General features: G+C 71.3%; 17 protein-coding genes. 7 read left to right on the top strand and 10 right to left on the bottom strand.

Going from position 1 to position 19,049, the window contains the following annotated elements:
• The first annotated feature begins 160 nt into the window (after positions 1-160).
• Complete coding sequence (locus tag LQ326_RS19670; RefSeq protein ID WP_234538623.1) at positions 161-592, top strand: universal stress protein; 432 nt, start codon at positions 161-163, stop codon at positions 590-592.
• Positions 593-722: 130 nt separating this feature from the next.
• Here the strand turns inward: LQ326_RS19670 and LQ326_RS19665 are convergent, their stop codons facing one another.
• Both LQ326_RS19665 and LQ326_RS19660 read right to left on the bottom strand, forming a co-directional pair.
• Positions 723-1,136: a DUF6069 family protein gene (locus LQ326_RS19665; protein WP_234538484.1), complete on the bottom strand. Its 414-nt coding sequence runs from the start codon at positions 1,134-1,136 to the stop codon at positions 723-725.
• A 137-nt stretch (positions 1,137-1,273) separates the two neighbouring features.
• On the bottom strand, positions 1,274-3,658 hold the full coding sequence (locus LQ326_RS19660; RefSeq protein ID WP_234538622.1) for an ATP-binding cassette domain-containing protein: 2,385 nt from the start codon (positions 3,656-3,658) through the stop codon (positions 1,274-1,276).
• 322 nt (positions 3,659-3,980) lie between these two features.
• Between LQ326_RS19660 and LQ326_RS19655 the strand changes: the two genes are divergently transcribed.
• The gene (locus LQ326_RS19655) at positions 3,981-4,973 is read left to right on the top strand and encodes a phospholipase D-like domain-containing protein (RefSeq protein WP_234538483.1); all 993 of its coding nucleotides are present in this window, start codon (positions 3,981-3,983) and stop codon (positions 4,971-4,973) included.
• A gap of 452 nt (positions 4,974-5,425) precedes the next feature.
• The gene (locus LQ326_RS19650) at positions 5,426-7,456 is read left to right on the top strand and encodes an NAD(+) synthase (protein ID WP_234538482.1); all 2,031 of its coding nucleotides are present in this window, start codon (positions 5,426-5,428) and stop codon (positions 7,454-7,456) included.
• 126 nt (positions 7,457-7,582) lie between these two features.
• Here LQ326_RS19650 and LQ326_RS19645 read toward each other — a convergent pair whose 3' ends face one another.
• Positions 7,583-8,089, bottom strand: a complete 507-nt coding sequence (locus LQ326_RS19645) for a hypothetical protein (protein WP_234538481.1) — start codon at positions 8,087-8,089, stop codon at positions 7,583-7,585.
• A 444-nt stretch (positions 8,090-8,533) separates the two neighbouring features.
• On the opposite strand from LQ326_RS19645, the gene LQ326_RS19640 reads away from it, so the two are divergent.
• Positions 8,534-9,136, top strand: a complete 603-nt coding sequence (locus LQ326_RS19640) for a hypothetical protein (RefSeq protein WP_234538480.1) — start codon at positions 8,534-8,536, stop codon at positions 9,134-9,136.
• Between the two features lie 92 nt (positions 9,137-9,228).
• Here the strand turns inward: LQ326_RS19640 and LQ326_RS19635 are convergent, their stop codons facing one another.
• Positions 9,229-9,918, bottom strand: a complete 690-nt coding sequence (locus tag LQ326_RS19635) for a DUF6215 domain-containing protein (protein ID WP_234538479.1) — start codon at positions 9,916-9,918, stop codon at positions 9,229-9,231.
• Between the two features lie 158 nt (positions 9,919-10,076).
• On the opposite strand from LQ326_RS19635, the gene LQ326_RS19630 reads away from it, so the two are divergent.
• Both LQ326_RS19630 and LQ326_RS19625 read left to right on the top strand, forming a co-directional pair.
• Positions 10,077-10,781 carry an alpha/beta fold hydrolase gene (locus LQ326_RS19630; protein WP_234538478.1) on the top strand — a complete coding sequence of 235 codons (705 nt, stop codon included), beginning with the start codon at positions 10,077-10,079 and terminating at the stop codon, positions 10,779-10,781.
• 56 nt (positions 10,782-10,837) lie between these two features.
• Positions 10,838-12,763 (top strand): glycoside hydrolase family 5 protein, encoded by a 1,926-nt coding sequence (locus LQ326_RS19625; protein ID WP_234538477.1) that lies wholly within the window; start codon positions 10,838-10,840, stop codon positions 12,761-12,763.
• Positions 12,764-12,776: 13 nt separating this feature from the next.
• On the opposite strand, the gene LQ326_RS19620 is transcribed toward LQ326_RS19625, so the two are convergent.
• On the bottom strand, positions 12,777-13,628 hold the full coding sequence (locus LQ326_RS19620) for an AfsR/SARP family transcriptional regulator (RefSeq protein WP_234538476.1): 852 nt from the start codon (positions 13,626-13,628) through the stop codon (positions 12,777-12,779).
• A 389-nt stretch (positions 13,629-14,017) separates the two neighbouring features.
• Between LQ326_RS19620 and LQ326_RS19615 the strand changes: the two genes are divergently transcribed.
• On the top strand, positions 14,018-14,311 hold the full coding sequence (locus tag LQ326_RS19615) for a hypothetical protein (RefSeq protein WP_234538475.1): 294 nt from the start codon (positions 14,018-14,020) through the stop codon (positions 14,309-14,311).
• Between the two features lie 347 nt (positions 14,312-14,658).
• On the opposite strand, the gene LQ326_RS19605 is transcribed toward LQ326_RS19615, so the two are convergent.
• The 5 genes from LQ326_RS19605 to LQ326_RS19585 all read right to left on the bottom strand — a co-directional run bounded on the left by LQ326_RS19605 (position 14,659) and on the right by LQ326_RS19585 (position 18,770).
• Positions 14,659-15,483 carry an AfsR/SARP family transcriptional regulator gene (locus LQ326_RS19605; RefSeq protein WP_234538474.1) on the bottom strand — a complete coding sequence of 275 codons (825 nt, stop codon included), beginning with the start codon at positions 15,481-15,483 and terminating at the stop codon, positions 14,659-14,661.
• Positions 15,484-15,563: 80 nt separating this feature from the next.
• Positions 15,564-16,217, bottom strand: coding sequence for a ScbR family autoregulator-binding transcription factor (locus LQ326_RS19600; RefSeq protein WP_234538473.1), 654 nt, complete (start codon positions 16,215-16,217; stop codon positions 15,564-15,566).
• Between the two features lie 223 nt (positions 16,218-16,440).
• The gene (locus tag LQ326_RS19595) at positions 16,441-17,106 is read right to left on the bottom strand and encodes a ScbR family autoregulator-binding transcription factor (RefSeq protein ID WP_234538472.1); all 666 of its coding nucleotides are present in this window, start codon (positions 17,104-17,106) and stop codon (positions 16,441-16,443) included.
• 162 nt (positions 17,107-17,268) lie between these two features.
• The gene (locus LQ326_RS19590; protein WP_234538471.1) at positions 17,269-18,042 is read right to left on the bottom strand and encodes an SDR family NAD(P)-dependent oxidoreductase; all 774 of its coding nucleotides are present in this window, start codon (positions 18,040-18,042) and stop codon (positions 17,269-17,271) included.
• Positions 18,039-18,770, bottom strand: coding sequence for an HAD family hydrolase (locus LQ326_RS19585; protein WP_234538470.1), 732 nt, complete (start codon positions 18,768-18,770; stop codon positions 18,039-18,041). Before LQ326_RS19585 ends, LQ326_RS19590 begins: the two co-directional genes overlap by 4 nt.
• Positions 18,771-19,049 lie beyond the last annotated feature (279 nt).

Here is a 19,049-nt window from a genome sequence, read left to right as displayed (position 1 = left end):
CGGACCCGCCGCGCCCCGGGCCGGGGGATGGTGAGATGATCACGGGGTGGGGTGGAAGAACTCGTTCGGCGCCGGACGCGCCGACCCGACACGCCGTGATCCGGCGTCCCTGATCACCGAGTAGCCCTTCCACTCCCCCGGAAGGGGAACAACCGTGTCCGTGTTTCAGCGCATCCTGGTAGCCGTCGATCCCAGCCCCGCCCGCCGCTCCGCCGTGCGGCTGGCCGGCGAGCTGGCGCAGTTGACCAACGCCGAGGTCCGCGTCGTACACGTCATCACGTCCGCCGTCTCCGTGGCAGCGATCGTCGCGCTGGAGGACGACACCGAGGCGAAGGCCGTTCTGGACGAGGCGCTGGCGGATCTGCGCGACCGGGGGATCAAGGCCGAGGGAACGCTTGTCCGGGGGCTCACGACGCAGGTCGCGGAGGCCATCTCGGAGACGGCGGCGGAGTTCGGCGCCGATCTCATCGTGCTGAGCCCGCACCACCGCGGCGCTGTCGAGGCGCTGTTCGACCCGCGGGTCAGCGACGCCGTCGCGCACCACACCAACACGGCGGTCCTGCTCGCCCCCGAGGACCGCACCAAGGCCTGACCGGCAGGGTCGTCGCCGCCGGGCCCGCCGCCGGCACTCCCGTCCGCGGCGGGCCCGACGGCGTGCTGTCGCCGCCGCCAGGGCAGCACCTCCTGTCCGTCCCGTCCGGCCGTCGGTGCCGGCCCCCGGGCTACGCCAGGGGCATCACCTTGCGGAAGGCGAACACCGCGATCACCGCGACGGCGACATGCATCAGCAGCAGCGCGCCGACGCCGATCGCGCCGCCGGCGCGGACAAGCAGGATGTCGGGGACGAACGACAGCACCACGACCGCGGGTACCAGCCAGCGCGTCAGTATCTCGGGGTCCTGGGACACCTTGCGCAGGAAGGCCCAGCCCAGGGCACCGGCCACGGTCCCGACCGCCGTCAGGAAGATGTACGACCTGGGCTTCAGCGGCTGGAAGTCGTCCGGCGCGCCGGCGGCCAGGGCGATCAGAGAGATCACCGTGTCGGCGGTCGAGGCCACCACGATCGCGGCCAGGACGCCTCCCACCACGACGAGCGGACCACGGCGGACGGCGACCGGCTCAGAGGTAACGGACACGACAACTCCAGGGTGGACGACAGCCGAGACACTCAGGAAGGAAGTGTGCTTGAAGGATCAAGCAGATGCAGTGTCGTCCGACCCATTTGAGGATTCAAGCTCTGGATCCTGTCAGTCACCCGCCGGGTGCCGGGCCCTCAGGCGCCGACGTACTCCGCGAGGTGCTCGGCGGTGAGGGTGGCACGGGCGGCGACGAGGTCGGCCGGGGTGCCCTCGAAGACGATCCGGCCGCCGTCGTGGCCGGCGCCGGGGCCGAGGTCGATGATCCAGTCGGCGTGGGCCATGACCGCCTGGTGGTGCTCGACGACGATGACCGACTTGCCGGAGTCGACCAGTCGGTCCAGTAGACCGAGCAGTTGCTCGACGTCGGCGAGGTGCAGGCCCGCGGTCGGCTCGTCGAGGACGTAGACACCGCCCTTGTCGGCCATGTGCGTGGCCAGCTTGAGACGCTGGCGCTCGCCGCCGGACAGGGTGGTGAGCGGCTGCCCGATGGTGAGGTAGCCGAGGCCGACGTCCTTGAGCCGCTGGAGGATGCGATGGGCCGCCGGCGTGTGTGCCTCGCCCGCGGCGAAGAACTCCTCGGCCTCGGTCACCGGCATCGCCAGCACCTCGCTGATGTCACGGCCGCCGAGGTGGTAGCCGAGGACCGACGCCTCGAACCGCTTCCCGTCGCACTCCTCACAGGTGGTGGCGACGCCCGCCATCATCGCCAGGTCGGTGTAGATCACGCCGGCGCCGTTGCAGGTGGGGCAGGCGCCTTCGGAGTTGGGGCTGAACAGGGTGGGCTTGACGCCGTTCTGCTTGGCGAAGGCCTTGCGGATCGGGTCGAGAAGTCCGGTGTACGTCGCCGGGTTGCTGCGCCGGGAGCCGCGGATGGCGCCCTGGTCCACGGAGATCACCCCGGCGCCGGCCGGGATCGAGCCCTGCACCAGAGAGCTCTTGCCGGAGCCCGCGACACCGGTCACGACGGCGAGGACGCCGAGCGGGATGTCGACGTCGACATCCCGCAGGTTGTGGGTGGACGCGCCCCGGATCTGAAGCGTGCCGGTGGGCTTGCGGACGGTGTCCTTGAGGGCGGCCCGGTCGCCGAAGTGGCGGCCGGTGATGGTGCCGCCGGTGCGCAGGCCCTCGACGGTGCCCTGGAAGCAGACCGTGCCGCCGCCCGCCCCGGCGCCGGGGCCCAGGTCGACGACATGGTCGGCGATGGCGATGACCTCCGGCTTGTGCTCCACGACGAGCACGGTGTTGCCCTTGTCGCGCAGCCGCAGCAGCAGGCCGTTCATCCGCTGGATGTCGTGCGGGTGCAGGCCCGTGGTGGGCTCGTCGAAGACATAGGTGACGTCGGTGAGCGAGGAGCCGAGGTGGCGGATCATCTTGGTGCGCTGCGCCTCGCCGCCGGACAGGGTGCCGGCCGGCCGGCCGAGCGAGAGATAGCCGAGGCCGATCTCCACGAACGAGTCCAGGGTGCGCCCGAGCGAGGTGAGGAGCGGGGCGACGGAGGGTTCGTCGAGGCCCTTGACCCAGGCGGCCAGGTCGCTGATCTGCATCGCGCAGGCGTCGGCGATGCTGATCCCGTCGATCTTCGAGGAGCGGGCGCCCTCGTTCAGCCGGGTGCCGTCGCAGTCGGGGCAGGTGGCGAAGGTGACCGCACGCTCCACGAACTCGCGGATGTGCGGCTGCATCGACTCCTTGTCCTTGGAGAGCATCGACTTCTGGATGCGCGGGATCAGACCTTCGTAGGTCATGTTGATGCCCGCGATCTTCATCCGGGTCGGCTCCCGGTGCAGGAAGTCCCGCAGTTCCTTCTCGGTGAACTTGCTGATCGGTTTGTCCGGGTCGAAGAAGCCGGACTCGATGTAGAGGCGGGAGTTCCAGCCGCCGCCCTTGTAGCCGGGGACGGTGATCGCGCCCTCGTTGAGGGACAGGGTCTCGTCGTAGAGCTGCGCGAGGTCGAGGTCGGTGACGGCGCCGCGGCCCTCGCAGCGCGGGCACATGCCGCCGGTGATGCTGAAGCTGCGGCGCTCCTTCACCTTCTGGCCCGCGCGTTCGACGGTGACGGCGCCCGCCCCGCTGATCGAGGCGATGTTGAAGGAGAACGCCTTGGGCGAGCCGATGTACGGCTTGCCGAGGCGGCTGAAGAGGATGCGCAGCACGGCGTCGGCGTCGGTGGCGGTGCCGACGGTGGAGCGCGGGTCGCCGCCCATCCGGTGCTGGTCGACGATGATCGCGGTGGTCAGTCCGTCGAGGACGTCGACATCGGGGCGGGCCAGGTTGGGCATGAAGCCCTGGACGAAGGCGGGGTAGGTCTCGTTGATCAGCCGCTGCGACTCGGCGGCGATGGTGTCGAACACCAGCGAGCTCTTGCCCGAGCCGGAGACTCCGGTGAAGACCGTCAGCCGCCGTTTCGGGATCTCGATGCTCACGTCCTTGAGGTTGTTCTCCCGTGCGCCGTGCACGCGAATCAGGCCGTGGCTGTCTGCCACGTGCGGCGTGGGCGTCGTCGTCCCGGTCTCTTCGGCCATGCTCAAGCCCGTCTCCGTCTGCTGCGCGAGGTCCGTGTCGATCGCCGCCACGCTAGCCGGGGAGAAGGAGTGACGCTTCTCCATTCCTGACCGGTCCGGCCGCCCGCCTGCTCCCAGGCGCCCGGCTACGAAGATTTTGCGTTCTCGCGGGATGCCCATGAACGGGCCCCCACCTGCGCTGAGTCCGCTTTGTCCGCCGGGGGGCCTGGCAGGTAACGGTGAGTTCACCCGGCTCCTCTTCCTCGGCAGTCTACGCGCGTGGTGTCATGCTCACGCTCACCCACCCCCCACGTGAGCGTCTACTCGACTAGGAGTCACGCACATGCTGTCGAAGCTTCTCGTTCGCGCGGGTGTCGCCCTGGCGGCCGGCACGGCCGTGGTCGCCACCGCGGTCCCCGCGAACGCCGCGAGCTACTCCGCGTTCGCCTTCTCGCTCAGCAGCAGCGAGCCCACGATCTACGACTTCATCAACTCGGCCACCAGCTCGCTCGACATGACGATGTACGAGCTGGAGGACACCACGGCCGTCAACGATCTCATAGCCCTGGAGAACAAGGGCGTCACGGTGCGGGTCGTCCTGGACCAGGCGCACAAGAGCGCCAACAACTCCGCCTACACCTCCCTCACCAACGCGGGTGTGGGCGTGGCGTGGTCACCGTCCAGCTTCGTCTACACACACCAGAAGACCATCACGGTCGACGGCACCAAGTCGCTGGTCCTGACGGGCAATCTGACCTCCCAGTACTATGCGACCGGCCGGGACTACGGCGTCTTCACCGACGACACCCGGGACGTCGCGGCGATCGAGAAGGTCTTCAACGCCGACTACGCCGGCACCTCGATCACCCCCACCGACGGCGACCACCTGCTCTGGTCCCCCACCGACTCGCGCAGCCGCCTGCTGACCGTGATCAACGCCGCCACCAAGACGCTCGACGTCGAGGAACTGGAGTTCAGCGACAGCACGGTGGTCAACGCCATCGTCGCCAGGGCCAAGGCGGGCGTGAAGGTGCGGGTCGTCCTGGAGACACCGGGCAGCTACTCCAGCGAGGTCTCCGCGGTCAAGGCCGCCGGCGGGACGGTCGTCGGCTACTCCGACCCCAGCGGCTTCTACATCCACGCCAAGGCCATGGTCGCCGACTACGGCCTGTCCACCCAGGAGGTGGAGGCCGGCTCCATGAACATCAGCAGCAACTCCCTCTCCAACAACCGTGAGCTGGGCATCATCCTCACGGGCACGGGGGTCGCGCAGCCGGTGGCCACGACCGTCGAGACCACCTTCGACAGCGACTACTCGGGGGGCACCGCAGCGTAGCGATCCGCGTTCACCGGCCCGCCCCGGACGCGCTTCGGCACGGCCGGGGCGGGTGGGTTCCCGTCGTCGCACCGGCGCGTGTCTCCGAAGGTCCCTGAAAGCCGTCGGTCATCTCTTCCCGGAAAGGCAGCTGGTGCGGGGCTGCGGCGTGGTGTCCTGAGTGGCTGTGGACGCCATCATCACCAGTGTGGTCGCCGTCGCGGGAGCTCTGCTGACGCGTCTCTTCCAGATCAGGGCCGCCGAGCGGGCTGACCGAGCTGATCGCTCCGCCCGCCTCCGGCCGGACCGGGTTGCCGCGCGGGCGGCCCGGAATCCCTGGTCAGCCGAGATCAGCGGGCGATCTATGCTGCTTGGGGCAGGAGGCTCGCCAGATCGCCGCAGGAGAGGGTACCCGTGTACGGCGACGCTCCCTGTCCGGCATCCACCGTGTCCGTCTCTCCCGAGGAACCCCGTTGAACTTCTGGTCGATCTATGAGCATGGCTTCGCGCGCATCGCCTCGTGCACGGGCCACACCGTCATCGCCGACCCGCGCGCCAACGCCGAGGCGGTTCTGCGGCAGGCCCGTCGCTGCGCCGAGGAGGGCGTCGCGGTGGCGGTCTTCCCGGAACTCGGCCTGACCGGTTACTCGATCGAGGACCTGCTGCTCCAGGACGCGGTGCTGGACCAGGTGGTGGAGGCCGTGGCGACGGTGGTGGCCGACTCGGCCGGGCTGCTGCCGGTCCTCGTCGTCGGCGCGCCGCTGCGGCATCGCAACCGGGTCTACAACTGCGCGGTGGTGGTGCACCGCGGCCGGATCCTGGGGGTCGTGCCCAAGTCGTACCCGCCGAACTACCGGGAGTTCTACGAGCGCCGCCAGATCGCCGCGGGCGACGACGAACGGGGCGGCACCATCCGGATCGGCGGTGAGAGCGTGCCGTTCGGGGTGGACCTGCTGTTCGAGGCGGAAGACATCCCCGGACTCGTGCTGCACGCCGAGATCTGCGAGGACATGTGGGTGCCGGTGCCGCCCAGCGCGGAGGCGGCGCTGGCGGGCGCGACCGTGCTGGCCAACCTGTCGGGCAGCCCGATCACGGTCGGCCGGGCGGAGGACCGCAGGCTGCTGTGCCGCTCCGCGTCGCAGCGCTGTCTCGCCGCGTACGTCTACGCGGCGGCCGGGCTCGGCGAGTCGTCGACGGACCTGTCCTGGGACGGCCAGACCATGATCTACGAGAACGGCGCCCTGCTCGCCGAGACGGACCGGTTCCCGCTGGGCGACCAGTACGCGGTGGCCGACGTGGACCTGGACCTGCTGCGGCAGGAACGGGCCCGGACGGGTTCGTTCGACGACAACCGCCGTACCCACGCGGCCCGCACCGGTGACTTCCGGACCGTCCCCTTCCGGCTCGACCCGCCGACGGCCGACCTCGGCCTGCGCCGCCGTGTCGAGCGCTTCCCCTTCGTCCCGGCCGACCCGCAGCGGCTCGCCCAGGACTGCTACGAGGCGTACAACATCCAGGTCGCCGCGCTCCAGCAGCGGCTGGCCGCGATCGGCGGCCCGAAGGTGGTCATCGGGGTGTCCGGCGGCCTCGACTCCACGCACGCGCTGATCGTCGCCGCCCGTGCCATGGACCGCGCGGGCCGCCCGCGCAGCGACATCCTGGCCTTCACCCTGCCGGGCTTCGCCACCGGTGAGCACACCAAGGGCAACGCGCACCGCCTGATGGACTCGCTCGGCGTGACCGCCGCCGAGCTGGACATCACGCCGACCGCGCGGCTGATGCTCCAGGAGATGGGCCACCCGTTCGCCGCCGGCGAGCCGGTCTACGACGTCACCTTCGAGAACGTCCAGGCCGGTCTGCGCACCGACTACCTGTTCCGGCTGGCCAACCAGCGCGGTGGCATCGTCCTCGGCACCGGGGACCTGTCGGAGCTGGCGCTGGGCTGGTCGACGTACGGCGTCGGCGACCAGATGAGCCACTACAACGTCAACTCCGGGGTGCCGAAGACGCTGATCCAGCACCTGATCCGCTGGGTCATCAGCAGCGAGCAGTTCGACGCGGAGACCGGCCGGACCCTTGCGGCCATCCTCGACACGGAGATCAGCCCGGAGCTGGTGCCGGGTGAGGAGCTGCAGTCCACCGAGTCCAAGATCGGCCCGTACGCGCTGCACGACTTCACCCTGTACCAGGTGCTGCGGCACGGGTTCCGGCCGTCGAAGATCGCCTTCCTGGCCTGGCACGCCTGGCACGACCGGGACGCGGGCGCCTGGCCGCCCGGCTTTCCCGAGGCCGAACGCAAGGCGTACGACCTGGCTCAGATCCGGCACTGGCTCGACTACTTCTGCCGCCGCTTCTTCGCCTTCGCCCAGTTCAAGCGCTCGGCGATGCCGAACGGGCCGAAGGTCTCGGCGGGCGGCTCGCTCTCGCCGCGCGGTGACTGGCGTGCTCCGTCGGACAGTTCGGCGCGGGCCTGGCTGCACGATCTGGCCCGCGTCCCGCAGTAGCCGCCCGGCCGCGTGCGTCCCGGCCGGCCGTCAGTCGCCGGCTGGACGCATGACGAGGCAACGGAAAGAGCGTCACTGGATCGGGGCCGGTGACGAGGCGGCCCCCTCTGGTCCCCGGGCACGCGGTCAGCGGGCCTTGCGCGGGTGCCGCTGCGCCCATGCGCCGCTCTCGTCCCGGAGGTAGCCGGGGACACACCAGCGCGGCCGGTTGAACCAGGCCACCGAGAGCTGGAGAACGACGCCGGCCAGGAAGACGACGATCAGCACAGCGGCCACGACGAGTGCTGCGACGGACCCCTCGTGCGGGCGCTGGCCGACACCGCCGACGACGAGCATCGTCATCGCCGCCGTCAACGCCACCCCGCCGGCCGAGAAGGGCGCCCAGCCGCGAACCAGTCCATGGTTGATGTCGTCCCTGAACCGGAACACCCCTTGGCCCACGACGTGCCGGTAGTAATCGGGATCCTTCCACAACCGCTGGGCACGCCAGACGGAGAAGCAGGCGCTGCCACCCCAGAAGACCAGAAGAAAGATCCCCACCACAATCAACTCCGAAATCAGCTCCGAACCAACGGGCGATGCCGGTGACGGCGTGGTGGGCAGAGCTGCCGGAGAACACAGCGACAGCGCCACCGGCCACCGCTCCCCCCACCCCCTCCGCCCAGAGCGCCTGCGCGTCCCGGGCTCTGTGCGGTGTTTTTCCTACCACGTCCCCTGTGCTGCTTCTGCCGAGGGTGCCGAGTCGCCCGGTACCAGGAGCGTGTCCGCTCGCAGCACTCGGCCCCGCCGAGCCGAAGCTCGGCGGAGCCCAGAAGAGCCGGCCCCGAATCAGCCGACAGGATCCTGATCCGTCAGGGGCGGGGCCCCTTCGCGTCCGTGGCCCGTACCGGCGGCCGGGCGCACCCTGACGGGCGACCGTGCGCCCGGCACTCGGACGGAGCCGGACGACGGGGCGAACCACCTGGTCAGGGCTTTCTCGCCGGCGCGGCCGGCGCCTCGCTCGGCCGCTGCCCGGTTGCGGGACCTCTCGCCGTTTCCCACGGTGGGCGCAAGACAGCAGTTCTCGAAAGGAAACCCATGCGCGCCCTGGTCTCCCGCGGTCTCCTCGTCTCCCCCCTGGTCTGTGCCGCCCTGGTCGTCGGCCCGGCGGCCGCCTCCGCTGCAGCCGCCGCGCCCGGCCGAGACGCGGCGGGACCCCGTGCCGCGCAGCCGGCTCTGCGGTCCGGCACCGGCCTCGCCACGCTCCTCGACCGCGCCCACGCGACGGACACGACGCGGCACGACCGCGCCCTCGCGCCTCTCCTGGACACGCTGCCCGACCTCACCACGGGGCAGGGCACCCGGATCGACCCGGCGCGGGCCGCCACCTACGCCAAGGCGGTGCGGGCCTGGAGCAACAGGCTCCAGGAGCGGCTGCGGCATCTGGACTCCGGCTCGGCCGACCGTGCGCGCCGGGCCGCGCCGCGCGCCGCCGACCCCGTCTCGGACCTGCCGGACGACATCGGGTCCGCCACCGACAGCCTGCTGACCTCGCTGGCCTCGCTCGACCTCGGGGGTGTGCTGAGTGCCGTCACCGGCCTGCTGGACCCGGTTCTCGACGCGGTCACGGGAGTCTTCGGTGGCGTCCCCGCGCTCCCCTCCGCGGACAGCCTCGCCACCACGACGACCGTCGCGCCGTGAGGAACTGACGCAGCGCCGGGGCGGTTACCCCGCGGCCGGGCCGCACGGAGATCCGGGCGGCCCAACCGCGTACCCGGTCCTGCCCCGGGGGGTCAGTCCTCGTTCCAGCCCGGGACGGTCGGCAGTACCTGCTCCGCGACCCGCATCAGAGCCGTGTCGTCCGGCGGTACGTCGTCCTGCCGCCAGAGCGCGACTTCGAACGTGCCCTTGCCGTCGTCCTTCCCGTGCCTGGCGACCAGGACGCAGCGCGCGGTGCCGCCGGGGCCCGTGGTCGCCTTGCCGCCGCCGAGATCGAAGCCGATGGAGATGGTCGGGCTGGAGTAGACGACGGCGGAGTGCCCGAGGACGGTCGTCCTGCGGGCGTCGCCCAGCAGGCCGCCCGCCTCGGAGACGGTCATGTCGTCGTACGACGCCGTCAGTTTCACGGAGTATGTCTTCAGGGTGACCGTCGCCTCGGGTTCGGCGATCTTCCTGCCACCGGCGAGGGTGAGCCACTGACCACTGCCGTCGGCGGTCTCGGCCCGCTCGCTCGACGTCCCCAGCAGGGCGGGCAGGTCCGGGCGGTCGAGTGCGGCGCACAGCTTGGCGCCGGAGACGTAACGGGCCGGCAGGTGGTCGTCCGGCTTCGAGCAGGCCGCCGGTTCAGCGGACGTGTCCTTCTGGCCGACGAATTCCTTCTGCGCCCACAGAACGCCCACGACGACCGCGAACAACGCTACCGCCGCGACCGCCTGAAGCCCCGGTCTGCCGTCCTTCTCGGGCTCGCCGAAGCCCTCCGTCATGTCCCCCACCCCCGCTGTGCGTCCCCTGTGCGCGGTGGAGCCTAACCGATGTGCACGCGGAAGGCACACGCCGCAGACGCCCCTTGGCGGCAGGGGATTCCTCCGGGAGTGTTTGATGACGAGAGCAGACTGGACACCGGCGAGGAGAGGGGGACGCGGTGGTCGACGGACGGGTCGTCGTGTCGGACGGGGGTGCCCTGGTGGTGCGTCGCAGGGCGCGGGAGCGGACCCGCGCGGCGGTGCTCGTCCTGCACGGCGGGCAGGAGAACGGACACCGTCCGACGCGCGCCTGGCAGCCGGCCGCGCTGCGCATGCGCCCCTTCCTCAGCGCCGCGGCCTCGGTCTCCTCGCCCCGCGACGTGCTGATCGGCCAGGTGCGCTACCGCTACCAGGGCTGGAACGACGCGGCCGACCCGCTCCAGGACACCCTGCGCGCCCTCGACGAGCTGCGCGGCCTGGCCGGCGACGTGCCGGTGGTGCTGGTGGGCCACTCGATGGGCGGCCGGGCGGCGTTGCGCGCGGCGGCCGATCCCTCGGTGTGCGGTGTGCTCGCGCTGGCTCCGTGGTGCCCGCCGGGCGACCCCGTGGACGGTCTCGCCACGACGCGGATCCTCGTCCTGCACGGGGACCGCGACCGGATCACCGGGCCCGCCGACTCGGCCACGTATGTACGGCAGGCCCGCAGGGCAGGCGCGGAGGCCGGGATGGTGCTGCTCCGGGGCGGCGATCACGCGATGCTCCGGCGCAGCCGCGACTGGCACCGCGCCTCCGCCGCCGCCATCAGGCGGTTGCTGAGCCCCGAACGCGACCTCGACGGGTGGACGGCCGAGGCCTGCGCGTCGCCGGAGCCACTTCTGCGCTGACCCGCGCCCTGATAAGGTGCCTCGCCCCCACGGGACACCCACCCAGAGGACTGCCGATGCCGATCGTACGATCGTTCCGGATTGTCACGTACCTGACAGCGACCCTCCTGGTTCTCGCTCTGTTCGGCACCGCCCCGGCCACCGCCGGTCCGCAGTCCGCGCAGTCCGCCACGCCGGCACCGACCACGCCGGGCACCGGTACCTGGCAGCCTCCGCTGTCCACCCGCGGCCGCTACATCGTCGACGCCGCCGGCAACCGCTTCCGCCTCAAGGCCGCCAACTGGGACGGCGCACAGGGCTCCTGGACGGGCAGCGGCAGCATCACCGACCCCGCGAACCACCACGCGGGCCAGGACTCCTACGGCATCCCCCTGGGCCTGGACCGCGCGCCCCTCGCCCAGCTCCTCTCGGACTTCCGGGCACTGGGCATCAACAGCGTCCGCCTGCCGTTCTCGAACGAGATGATCCATGCGACGACTCCGGTGCCGGACGCCGCGGTCACCGCCAATCCGCAGTTGCGCGGAGAGACACCTCTGGAGGTCTACGACGCCGTCGTGACCGCCCTCACCGGCGCGGGCTTCGCCGTCATCCTCAACAACCACACCAACACCTCCCGTTGGTGCTGCGGCGTCGACGGCAACGAGCGCTGGAACAGCGGCCAGTCGACCCAGCAGTGGGCCGACGACTGGGTCTTCATGGCCCGCCGCTACGCCGCGAACTCCCGTGTCGTGGGCGCCGACCTCTACAACGAGGTGCGCCGGGACGTGCTCGACGACCCCAACTGGGGCCTGGGTGACGGCCACGACTGGTACGCGGCGGCCCAGCTCGCCGCCGACCGCATCCTCACCGAAGCGAACCCGGACCTCCTCATCGTCATCGAGGGCATCAACTGGACCGGCCTGCCGGTCGACGGACTCCCCCACGGCCGCCCCGTGCTCACCCCCGTCCGCACCCTCTCGAACACCCTCGTCGACGCCCACAAACTGGTCTACTCGGCCCACTTCTACGGCTACACCGGCCCCAGGCACAGCGGCGCCACCGGCATCGGCGAGACCAGTGACCCCCGCTACCAGGACCTGACCCGCGACGAGCTCTACCAGGCCCTGGCCGACGAGGCGTTCTTCGTCACCGCCGAGGGCAGGCACTACACCGCGCCCGTGTGGGTCAGCGAGTTCGGCATCGGCGCGAACGAGACGGGCACCGCGGCCCGCACCTGGTTCGGGAACATCACCGACTACTTCGCCGACCACGACACCGACTTCGCCTACTGGCCGCTGGTCGGCTGGGAGGGCCACGACGACTGGGCGCTGCTGCGCTACGACACCGCCGGGCACCGGTCCGGGATCCTCGACACGGGCGACTGGCGGGCCACCGCCTGGAATCACCTGATGACCTCTCCCAGCCTCACCGGGTATGTCGAGCCGGGGACGACCTGGCGCATGCTGGCCACCGACCACGGCGACCAGGTCGAGTCCCGGCGGGCGCGGTCGGGTGGCGACTGGGACGCGGGCGCGTACAAGGCGGTCTGCCCGGACGGGCTGCGGCTGATCGGTCTCGCGCACTCCGGCGGACGCGGTCTGTGCACCGACGCGACCGCCGGCGACCTGCGCGCCACGGGCGACGCCCAGACGGTGGTCACGGACGAGCGGTACGTCCCGGCGGGCGGTGACTGGGCCTCCGGGTACACCAAACTGCAGTGCCCGGCGGGCCAGTTCGTCATCGGCTACAGCCGTCGCGGGGAACGGGTGTCGGCGGCGCTGTGCGCGCCGTCGGCGCGCGCCGCGTCGAACGCCGGTGGCCGTACGGTGTGGTTCGACCGGTCGGACAACCGGCCCGCCGACGGAGCGGGGGACGACTTCGCGTACGGCGCCTACAAGGGCCAGTGTGCCGCCGGCGAGTACATCGCGGGCATCGCCTTCACCACCCGCGTGGGCAGCGCGCAGGGGCCCGACGCCGTGCTGTGTGTCCCGTTGCCGTCCTGAGCGGGTCCGCCGGTCACCGGCCCGCCGTCGCGGTCACCACCGGTGCGGCCAGGTCGTCGTGGTGCGGTGGTGTGCCGGGGTCCTCGGCGGTGGCGGTGAGGATGGACTGCTGCAGGCGGCGCAGGCGCGCCGACGGTTCCAGTCCCAGGTCCCTGACGAGGAGGGTGCGCAGCCGCTGGTAGACGTGGAGTGCCTCGCCGCGCCGGCCCGAGCGGTAGAGGGCGAGCATGAACTGCGCGTGCAGGTTCTCGTGGGAGCGGTAGCGGCTGGTCAGGACGGTGAGTTCGGGGAGCAGTTCGCGGTGCCGCCCGAGCCGGAGGTCGGCCTCGACGCGCATGTCCAGGGCGCAGAGCCGGCTCTCCTCCAGCCGTCGCGCCTCCATGCCCAGGTGGGCCCCGGTGGGTACGTCGGCGAAGGGCGGCCCGCTCCACAGGTCCAGCGCCTGGCGCAGGGCGTCGGAGGCGCCCGCGAAGTTCCCGTCGTCCATGGCGCGGCAGCCCTGTTCGTTCAGCCGCTCGAACTCCCGGATGTCGCTGCCGCCGCCCTGGGCGGCGAGAAGATAACCACCCGGCAGGGTCGCCAGCACGTCCTTCGCGGACCGGGCGTCCCCGGGTCCCGGACCCGCGCCCCGGCGCAGCGCCGTCGCGATGAGTTCCCTGAGCTGGAGCACATAGGTCTGCAGGGTGGTGCGGGCACTGCGCGGTGGAGTGCCCGCCCAGAGTTCCTCGATCAGGGTCGGGACGGACACGACCTGGTCGGCGCGCAGCGCCAGCAGGGCCAGCACCTGGCGGGGTTTCGGTGCGGTCGGGGCGATGGAGACCCCGTTCTCGCTCACGTTCAGTGCGCCCAGCAGCCCGATGTCCACACGCGTCTCCCTGATCCTCTCATCTGACACTCCGCCAGACAGTAGAAAACAGCACAACCGGTCTGTCAACAGACCGCCGACCGGAGTGGCGCCGACGAGCCGCCGGAGAACGGCCGAGGGGCCGCACCCCACCCCCACCGGTCACCGAAATAGCAGTACAGGCATGATATTTCGGCGACCGGCGAGTGGTTCACAGTCTTCCCGTCCACTGGAATCGGTCAGCGAATCCGACGGTTTCCCACTCCGGGAAGCCGCCCAAAACAAACCATCCGGTCGGTTACTTTACCGTTGCTTGACCCGGCCCGGCCCTGGACGCAGCGGGCGGCCAAGCCGGCCTCGCCGCTCGGCACGGGCTGGTCCCGGCCGGTGTCTGCGCATGACCCGGCAGTGTGCGCCGGCTGCCGGCGGCGGCCCGGCTGCTGCTGTTCCGGCGGGCGCTCGGCCCCTCTGGCGGCTGGTGGCCGCGGGACCGGGTGGAGGGTGTCGTACCGGTGCACACCTCGCGCCGGGTCACGGGTGCCGTGGTCCGCGGGCCGGAGGCTCGGCTGGACGTCACCGCTCCCGGAGGCGAGCACGAGTCCGTCGCCGTCGACCAGGTGCCGGCGGCCACCGGCTACCGGCTACCGGCTACCGGCTACCGGCTACCGGCTACCGGCTGGATCTGGACGCCCTGCCCTTCCTAATGGCGCGGTAAGACGCTGGTCGGGTTTCGATGGCCGAGCGTCCTGGGCGGGTCGGCGTGTGGTGATCCGTAGTCGCTCCCGAGGCGTGACCTCCCGAAACAGCGTCGGCCCCACCTGCCTGCTCGCCCAGTGCAGCATCGCGTGGGTGGCGGGCCCGGTTCGAAGGCGCCGGCGCCGCGGGGGACGTTGGAGTCGTCGGTGCCCGGTCTGCAGTTCACCGGTTCGCTCGCGGCGACGGTGTTCGGGCCGATGATGCGGTTCGTGGCGGGCACCGAGTTCGCCGCCCTCCGCATCGCCCGGCGCCTCGTGGCGGCCTGAGAATCCCGCCGGCCGGTGCGGCGGGCCCGTCAGCCGACCCCGGCGAGCGGGTCCGCCGCGTCCGGCGCCGGGAAGTCGTCGGCGGGGGCCGCCAGCACCGACTGCCTTATTCTGCCCAGCGCGGCCGAGGGTTCCAGGCCCTGGTCGCGCACCAGGGTGGTGCGCAGTCGCCGGTAGGCGTCCAGGGCGTCGCTCCGGCGGCCCGAGCGGTGCAGGGCGAGCATCAGCTGGCCGCACAGGCTCTCGTGGGTGGGATGCCGGGCGGTCAGCGCGGTGAGCTCGGGGATCAGCTCGCGGTGCCGGCCGAGCGCCAGATCGGCCTCGATGCGCTGGTCCAGCGCACACAGCCGACTCTCCTCCAGACCCCGGATCCGGGTCCGCAGATACTCTCCCGCGGGGACGTCGGCCAGGGCCGGCCCCCGCCACAGGCCGAGCGCGGCACGCAGCAGCCGGGCGGCCGCACGCTGGTCCCCCGCCTCCCTGGTGCGGTATCCGGTGTCGGCGAGTCGCTCGAACTCCCTTACGTCGCTCGTACCTTGGCCGCTGTCGAGCAGATAGCCGCCGGGTACGGTCCGCAGCACCTGCTTGGCGGTGCGCGCCCCCGCGCCGTCACCGGCCTCTCGCGCTGCCGGGGCGATGAGGGCGCGCAGGTGCATGATGTACGTCTGCAGGGTGGGGAGCGCGCTGCGCGGTGGCCGTCGCCCCCAGAGTTCCTCGGTCAGCGTGGCGACGCTCACCGCCTGGTCGGCGTGGAGCGCGAGCACGGCGAGTACCCGACGCGGCTTGGGCGCGGTCGGGATGCTGGGGACCCCGTTCTCCCGCACGTCGAGAGCGCCGAGTACGCCGATGTCCATGTCGTCCCCCTGTCGTCCGCCGCCGCGGGTGGTGCGGGGCGGTCTCCGGGCCCCGAGTCAAAAACGGCACGGACGGTTTGTCAAACCGAACTCCGGTCGTTGTGGGCACCCTTGGCCCGGGGCCAGGATTCGGAGAGCGCCATTCCCGCGAACAGGTCCCCGCGCGCCGCGAGTCGGGGAAGCACCAGGGACCAGAACTCCTCGACGTGCCAGGGGGCGATCCGGTCGCGGTCCTGGGCGCCGAGCACCTCGAAGCCGACCGTCGCGGCGACTATCACCGCGGCCACCCGGTCCGGTGACACCCCGTCGGCCAGTTCCCCCGCATGCTGCGCCCGCAGCAGTTCTTCGCACACCCATGCACGCCACCAGCCGAAACCCATGCCGTTCTTGCGGGAGGGATCGACGCTCAGTTTGAAGCCGGCGCGGACCACGGCGTCGGCGGCGATCGCGACCAGGACCTCCCGGGTGACCATGACCAGCAGGTGCAGTGCGGAAGCAGCCGACGGCCGCCGGGCGGCGACCAGTTGTTCGACGGACCGCCGGGCCGCGCTCTCCACCTCGATCGCGAGGGCGTCCTTGCTGGGAAAGTGGAAGTGCAGCGCTCCGGCGCTCACACCCGCCCGTCTGCTGATCGCGGGCAGCGAGGACAGCGCGTATCCGTCGGCGGCGAAGATCTCGGCGGCGGCGAGAACGAGGGCCTGCCGGGTTCGGGCCGCCCGGAGCTGCTTGACCATCGCGTCCCCCTGTCGATCCGGGCGAATCCGGAATTGGACGGTCCGATTCCCCCTGGGCCTGCAATATTTTGATCCGAGAACCTTAACAAACAGCACGATTGGTAGGTTTGCCGCCGACCGTGCCCGGCCGCGCGGCGCGGGCGGGCACTCGCGCGCCGCGCGAGAGCACGGTCCGCGGTGCGTGCGGGTGACAAACCAGGCAGGCGGTTTGGTACGAGGCTGGTCAGGCCTCGGCGGCCACGAGCGCTTCCTGCCGGTGACGCTCGGCTTCCTCCACGACCCGGGCACCCCGGTCGGGCGCGGTGTCCAGAAGGATCAGCGCCGCGGGAGTGGCTATGGCCGGCAGTACGTGGTTGTAGAGGACCGAGATCCGGTCGTTGAGGTCGGTCCAGTCGGAGACCACCTCGGACATGAACTGGGTCCCGATCCAGGCCCCGAGGAAGCACTCGGCGGTCTCGCGCGGCGTGACGTGCGGCAGCACCTCGCCACGCTCCTTGGCCTCCACGAGCTTGTCCGTCACCAGTTGGGTCCAGGCGGGCCAGGCACTGCCGAACAGGGAGCGCCCCTGGAGGTCGGCGGAGAGCCGTATGCCGGCGAGGAGAATGACCTCCTTGGGGATCCGGTGGGCCAGCGTCATGCCGATGTCCACCCACTCCTGGAGCTTCAGTTCGCGCGGCACCCAGTAGTCGTCGCTGATCTGGGCGTTGATGACGCCCCGCGCGAGGGCTTCCTTGGAGTCGAAGTGGAAGTACAGAGCGCCCTTGGTGACGCCGGCCCGCTCAAGGATCTCAGCGATCGTCGCCGCCGTGTATCCGCGCTCGGCGAAGACCGCCGCGGCGGCCTCGACAACAGCGCGTCGGGTCCGAATCGCACGCTCCTGACGCGCCATGGGGACCCCTCCTCGGTCAAAACAAAACCGGACGTGACGTACCTTACCCCAATCGGGGGTCGGTATTTCGGCCGCACAGCGCCGATTCCCGGTCGCTCCCGCGCCGGCGCCCGGCGGGTCCCGCGCCGGCGCTCCGGCTCCGGTCCGGGACCTGCGGGCAGTTCACCAGGCGGTGCGTCCGCCGTCCACGGTAAGTGTGGCACCCGTGACGAAGCTCGCCTTGTCACTGCACAGCCAGGCGGCGGCCTCCGCGACCTCCTCCGGGTCGGCGGCGCGGGCCTGCGGGGCGGAGCGGTAGGCGCGTGCCTCGTTCTCGGGCGACCTGGCGAACCAGTCGTCGATCATCTCGGAGCGGGTCAGGCCGGGGGCGATGGCGTTCACGCGGATGTGGTGCGGGGCGTACTCGACGGCGGCGGCCTTGGTGAGTCCGATCACCGCGTGCTTGGAGGCGATGTAGGGAGCGGCCGTGGAGGAGGCGACCAGACCGCCCACGCTGCTGGTGTTGACGATCGAGCCGCCCCCGTTCGCCAGCATGGCGGCGATCTCGTGCCGCAGGCAGTTCCAGACCCCCCGCACGTTGGTCTCGGTGACCCGGTCGTAGTCGGTGTCGTCGATGAGGTGCATCGGGGTCTTCGCGAGGGCGACGCCCGCGTTGTTGAAGGCGGCGTCGAGGCGGCCGTACCGCCCGACGGTGAACTCGACGGTCCGCCGCACCTCTTCGGTGTCGCGCACGTCCAGGGTGCGATAGTTCGCCTCGGTGCCCCGGGCCCGCAGTTCGCCGGCGAGTTCGCGCAGCTTGTCCTCGCGGCGGGCGGCGAGGACGACGGTGGCGCCCTGCCGGGCGAACACCCGGGCCGCGGCGGCGCCGATGCCGCTGCTGGCGCCGGTGATGAGCACGACCCGGCCCGCCAGTGCGGCCCCCTCCTCCGCGGTCACCTGGTGGCCCCACGCGTACCGGTGAGGGCGTCGGCGTCCTGCCAGACGGTGCCGAGCCCGGCCTCGCGGTCGAGGGTGCGCAGGCGCTCCTCGTCGATCTCGGCGAGGCCGCCGACCAGGTGCCTGACCCCGAGTTCGCGCATCAGCTCGCACTGGAAGCCGTGTTCGAAGGTGCTGGGGTGGCCGACGAAGGGCACGTCCAGTTCCTTGGCGTGGCCGGCGAAGCGGGCGACGTCGTCGATGAAGAGGGCCTGGTGGTAGTCGAGGCCGAAGCGGTCCCGGACGATCTCCCGGATGCCGGGGCGGATGTCGTTGGTGCAGATGTAGTGCGGGGCGGTGAACAGGTGCTCCCAGGCGCCGAGATGGCGGCGGAAGTGGTCCTCGTCGAGACCGCCGTAGCAGATGACGTCCAGGCCCAGGTCGCGCAGCCGGTGCAGGAGTTCCTCGGCGCCGTCGAGGGTGTGGACGGGGTGGTCGCGCAGGTGGTGCTCGCGCTCGGCGAAGTAGTCGGCGACGGCCTCCTGCTCGCTCACCTCGGCGCCGGTCTCCTCCAGCAGCACCTTCGCGGCCGCGAGCCGGGACTGAGAGAAGAGCCGCTGCTCCAGCTCCCGGGTGTACGTGCCGCCGTACTTGAGGACGAGGCGGTACAGGACGGGACTGAAGCTGTCGTTGAGCAGGACGCCGTCGATGTTGACGGCGGCGAGGCGCAGGGTGCGCAGTGGTTCCATCGGGGTCTCCCTCTCGCAGGCCGTTCGACCATCATGCAGGGGCTGTCGGGGCGAGGCGGGCCCAGGCACCACGTCAGGCGGGCCGGGCGGCTGGGAACTTGGCCAAAAAAGACCGTCGGACAGGTTTCCGTACCGGTGCTCCAGACGTCGGATGCGTCGGCAACAAGCCGTCGACATCTGCCACTTAGTCCGTTTTTCGCCGTGCCTTCGGCGTGCTTGAGCGCAAAAATATTTGGCCAGACCACTACCGAGCGGAGTCATGCATGGATCGAGTCGAAC

The organism is Streptomyces shenzhenensis (assembly GCF_021462265.1).
In the GTDB taxonomy this organism is placed as follows: domain Bacteria; phylum Actinomycetota; class Actinomycetes; order Streptomycetales; family Streptomycetaceae; genus Streptomyces; species Streptomyces shenzhenensis.
Note: the sequence above shows the minus strand (reverse complement) of the source record. Positions and strands in the feature narration are given on the sequence as shown.

Coding starts and splice junctions, on each gene's coding strand:
- LQ326_RS19600 (WP_234538473.1), bottom strand. CDS start 16,217: ATGGTCAAGCAGCTCCGGGCGGCCCGAACCCGGCAGGCCCTCGTTCTC.
- LQ326_RS19585 (WP_234538470.1), bottom strand. CDS start 18,770: ATGGAACCACTGCGCACCCTGCGCCTCGCCGCCGTCAACATCGACGGC.
- LQ326_RS19595 (WP_234538472.1), bottom strand. CDS start 17,106: ATGGCGCGTCAGGAGCGTGCGATTCGGACCCGACGCGCTGTTGTCGAG.
- LQ326_RS19660 (WP_234538622.1), bottom strand. CDS start 3,658: ATGGCCGAAGAGACCGGGACGACGACGCCCACGCCGCACGTGGCAGAC.
- LQ326_RS19640 (WP_234538480.1), top strand. CDS start 8,534: ATGCGCGCCCTGGTCTCCCGCGGTCTCCTCGTCTCCCCCCTGGTCTGT.
- LQ326_RS19635 (WP_234538479.1), bottom strand. CDS start 9,918: ATGACGGAGGGCTTCGGCGAGCCCGAGAAGGACGGCAGACCGGGGCTT.
- LQ326_RS19625 (WP_234538477.1), top strand. CDS start 10,838: ATGCCGATCGTACGATCGTTCCGGATTGTCACGTACCTGACAGCGACC.
- LQ326_RS19605 (WP_234538474.1), bottom strand. CDS start 15,483: ATGGACATCGGCGTACTCGGCGCTCTCGACGTGCGGGAGAACGGGGTC.
- LQ326_RS19655 (WP_234538483.1), top strand. CDS start 3,981: ATGCTGTCGAAGCTTCTCGTTCGCGCGGGTGTCGCCCTGGCGGCCGGC.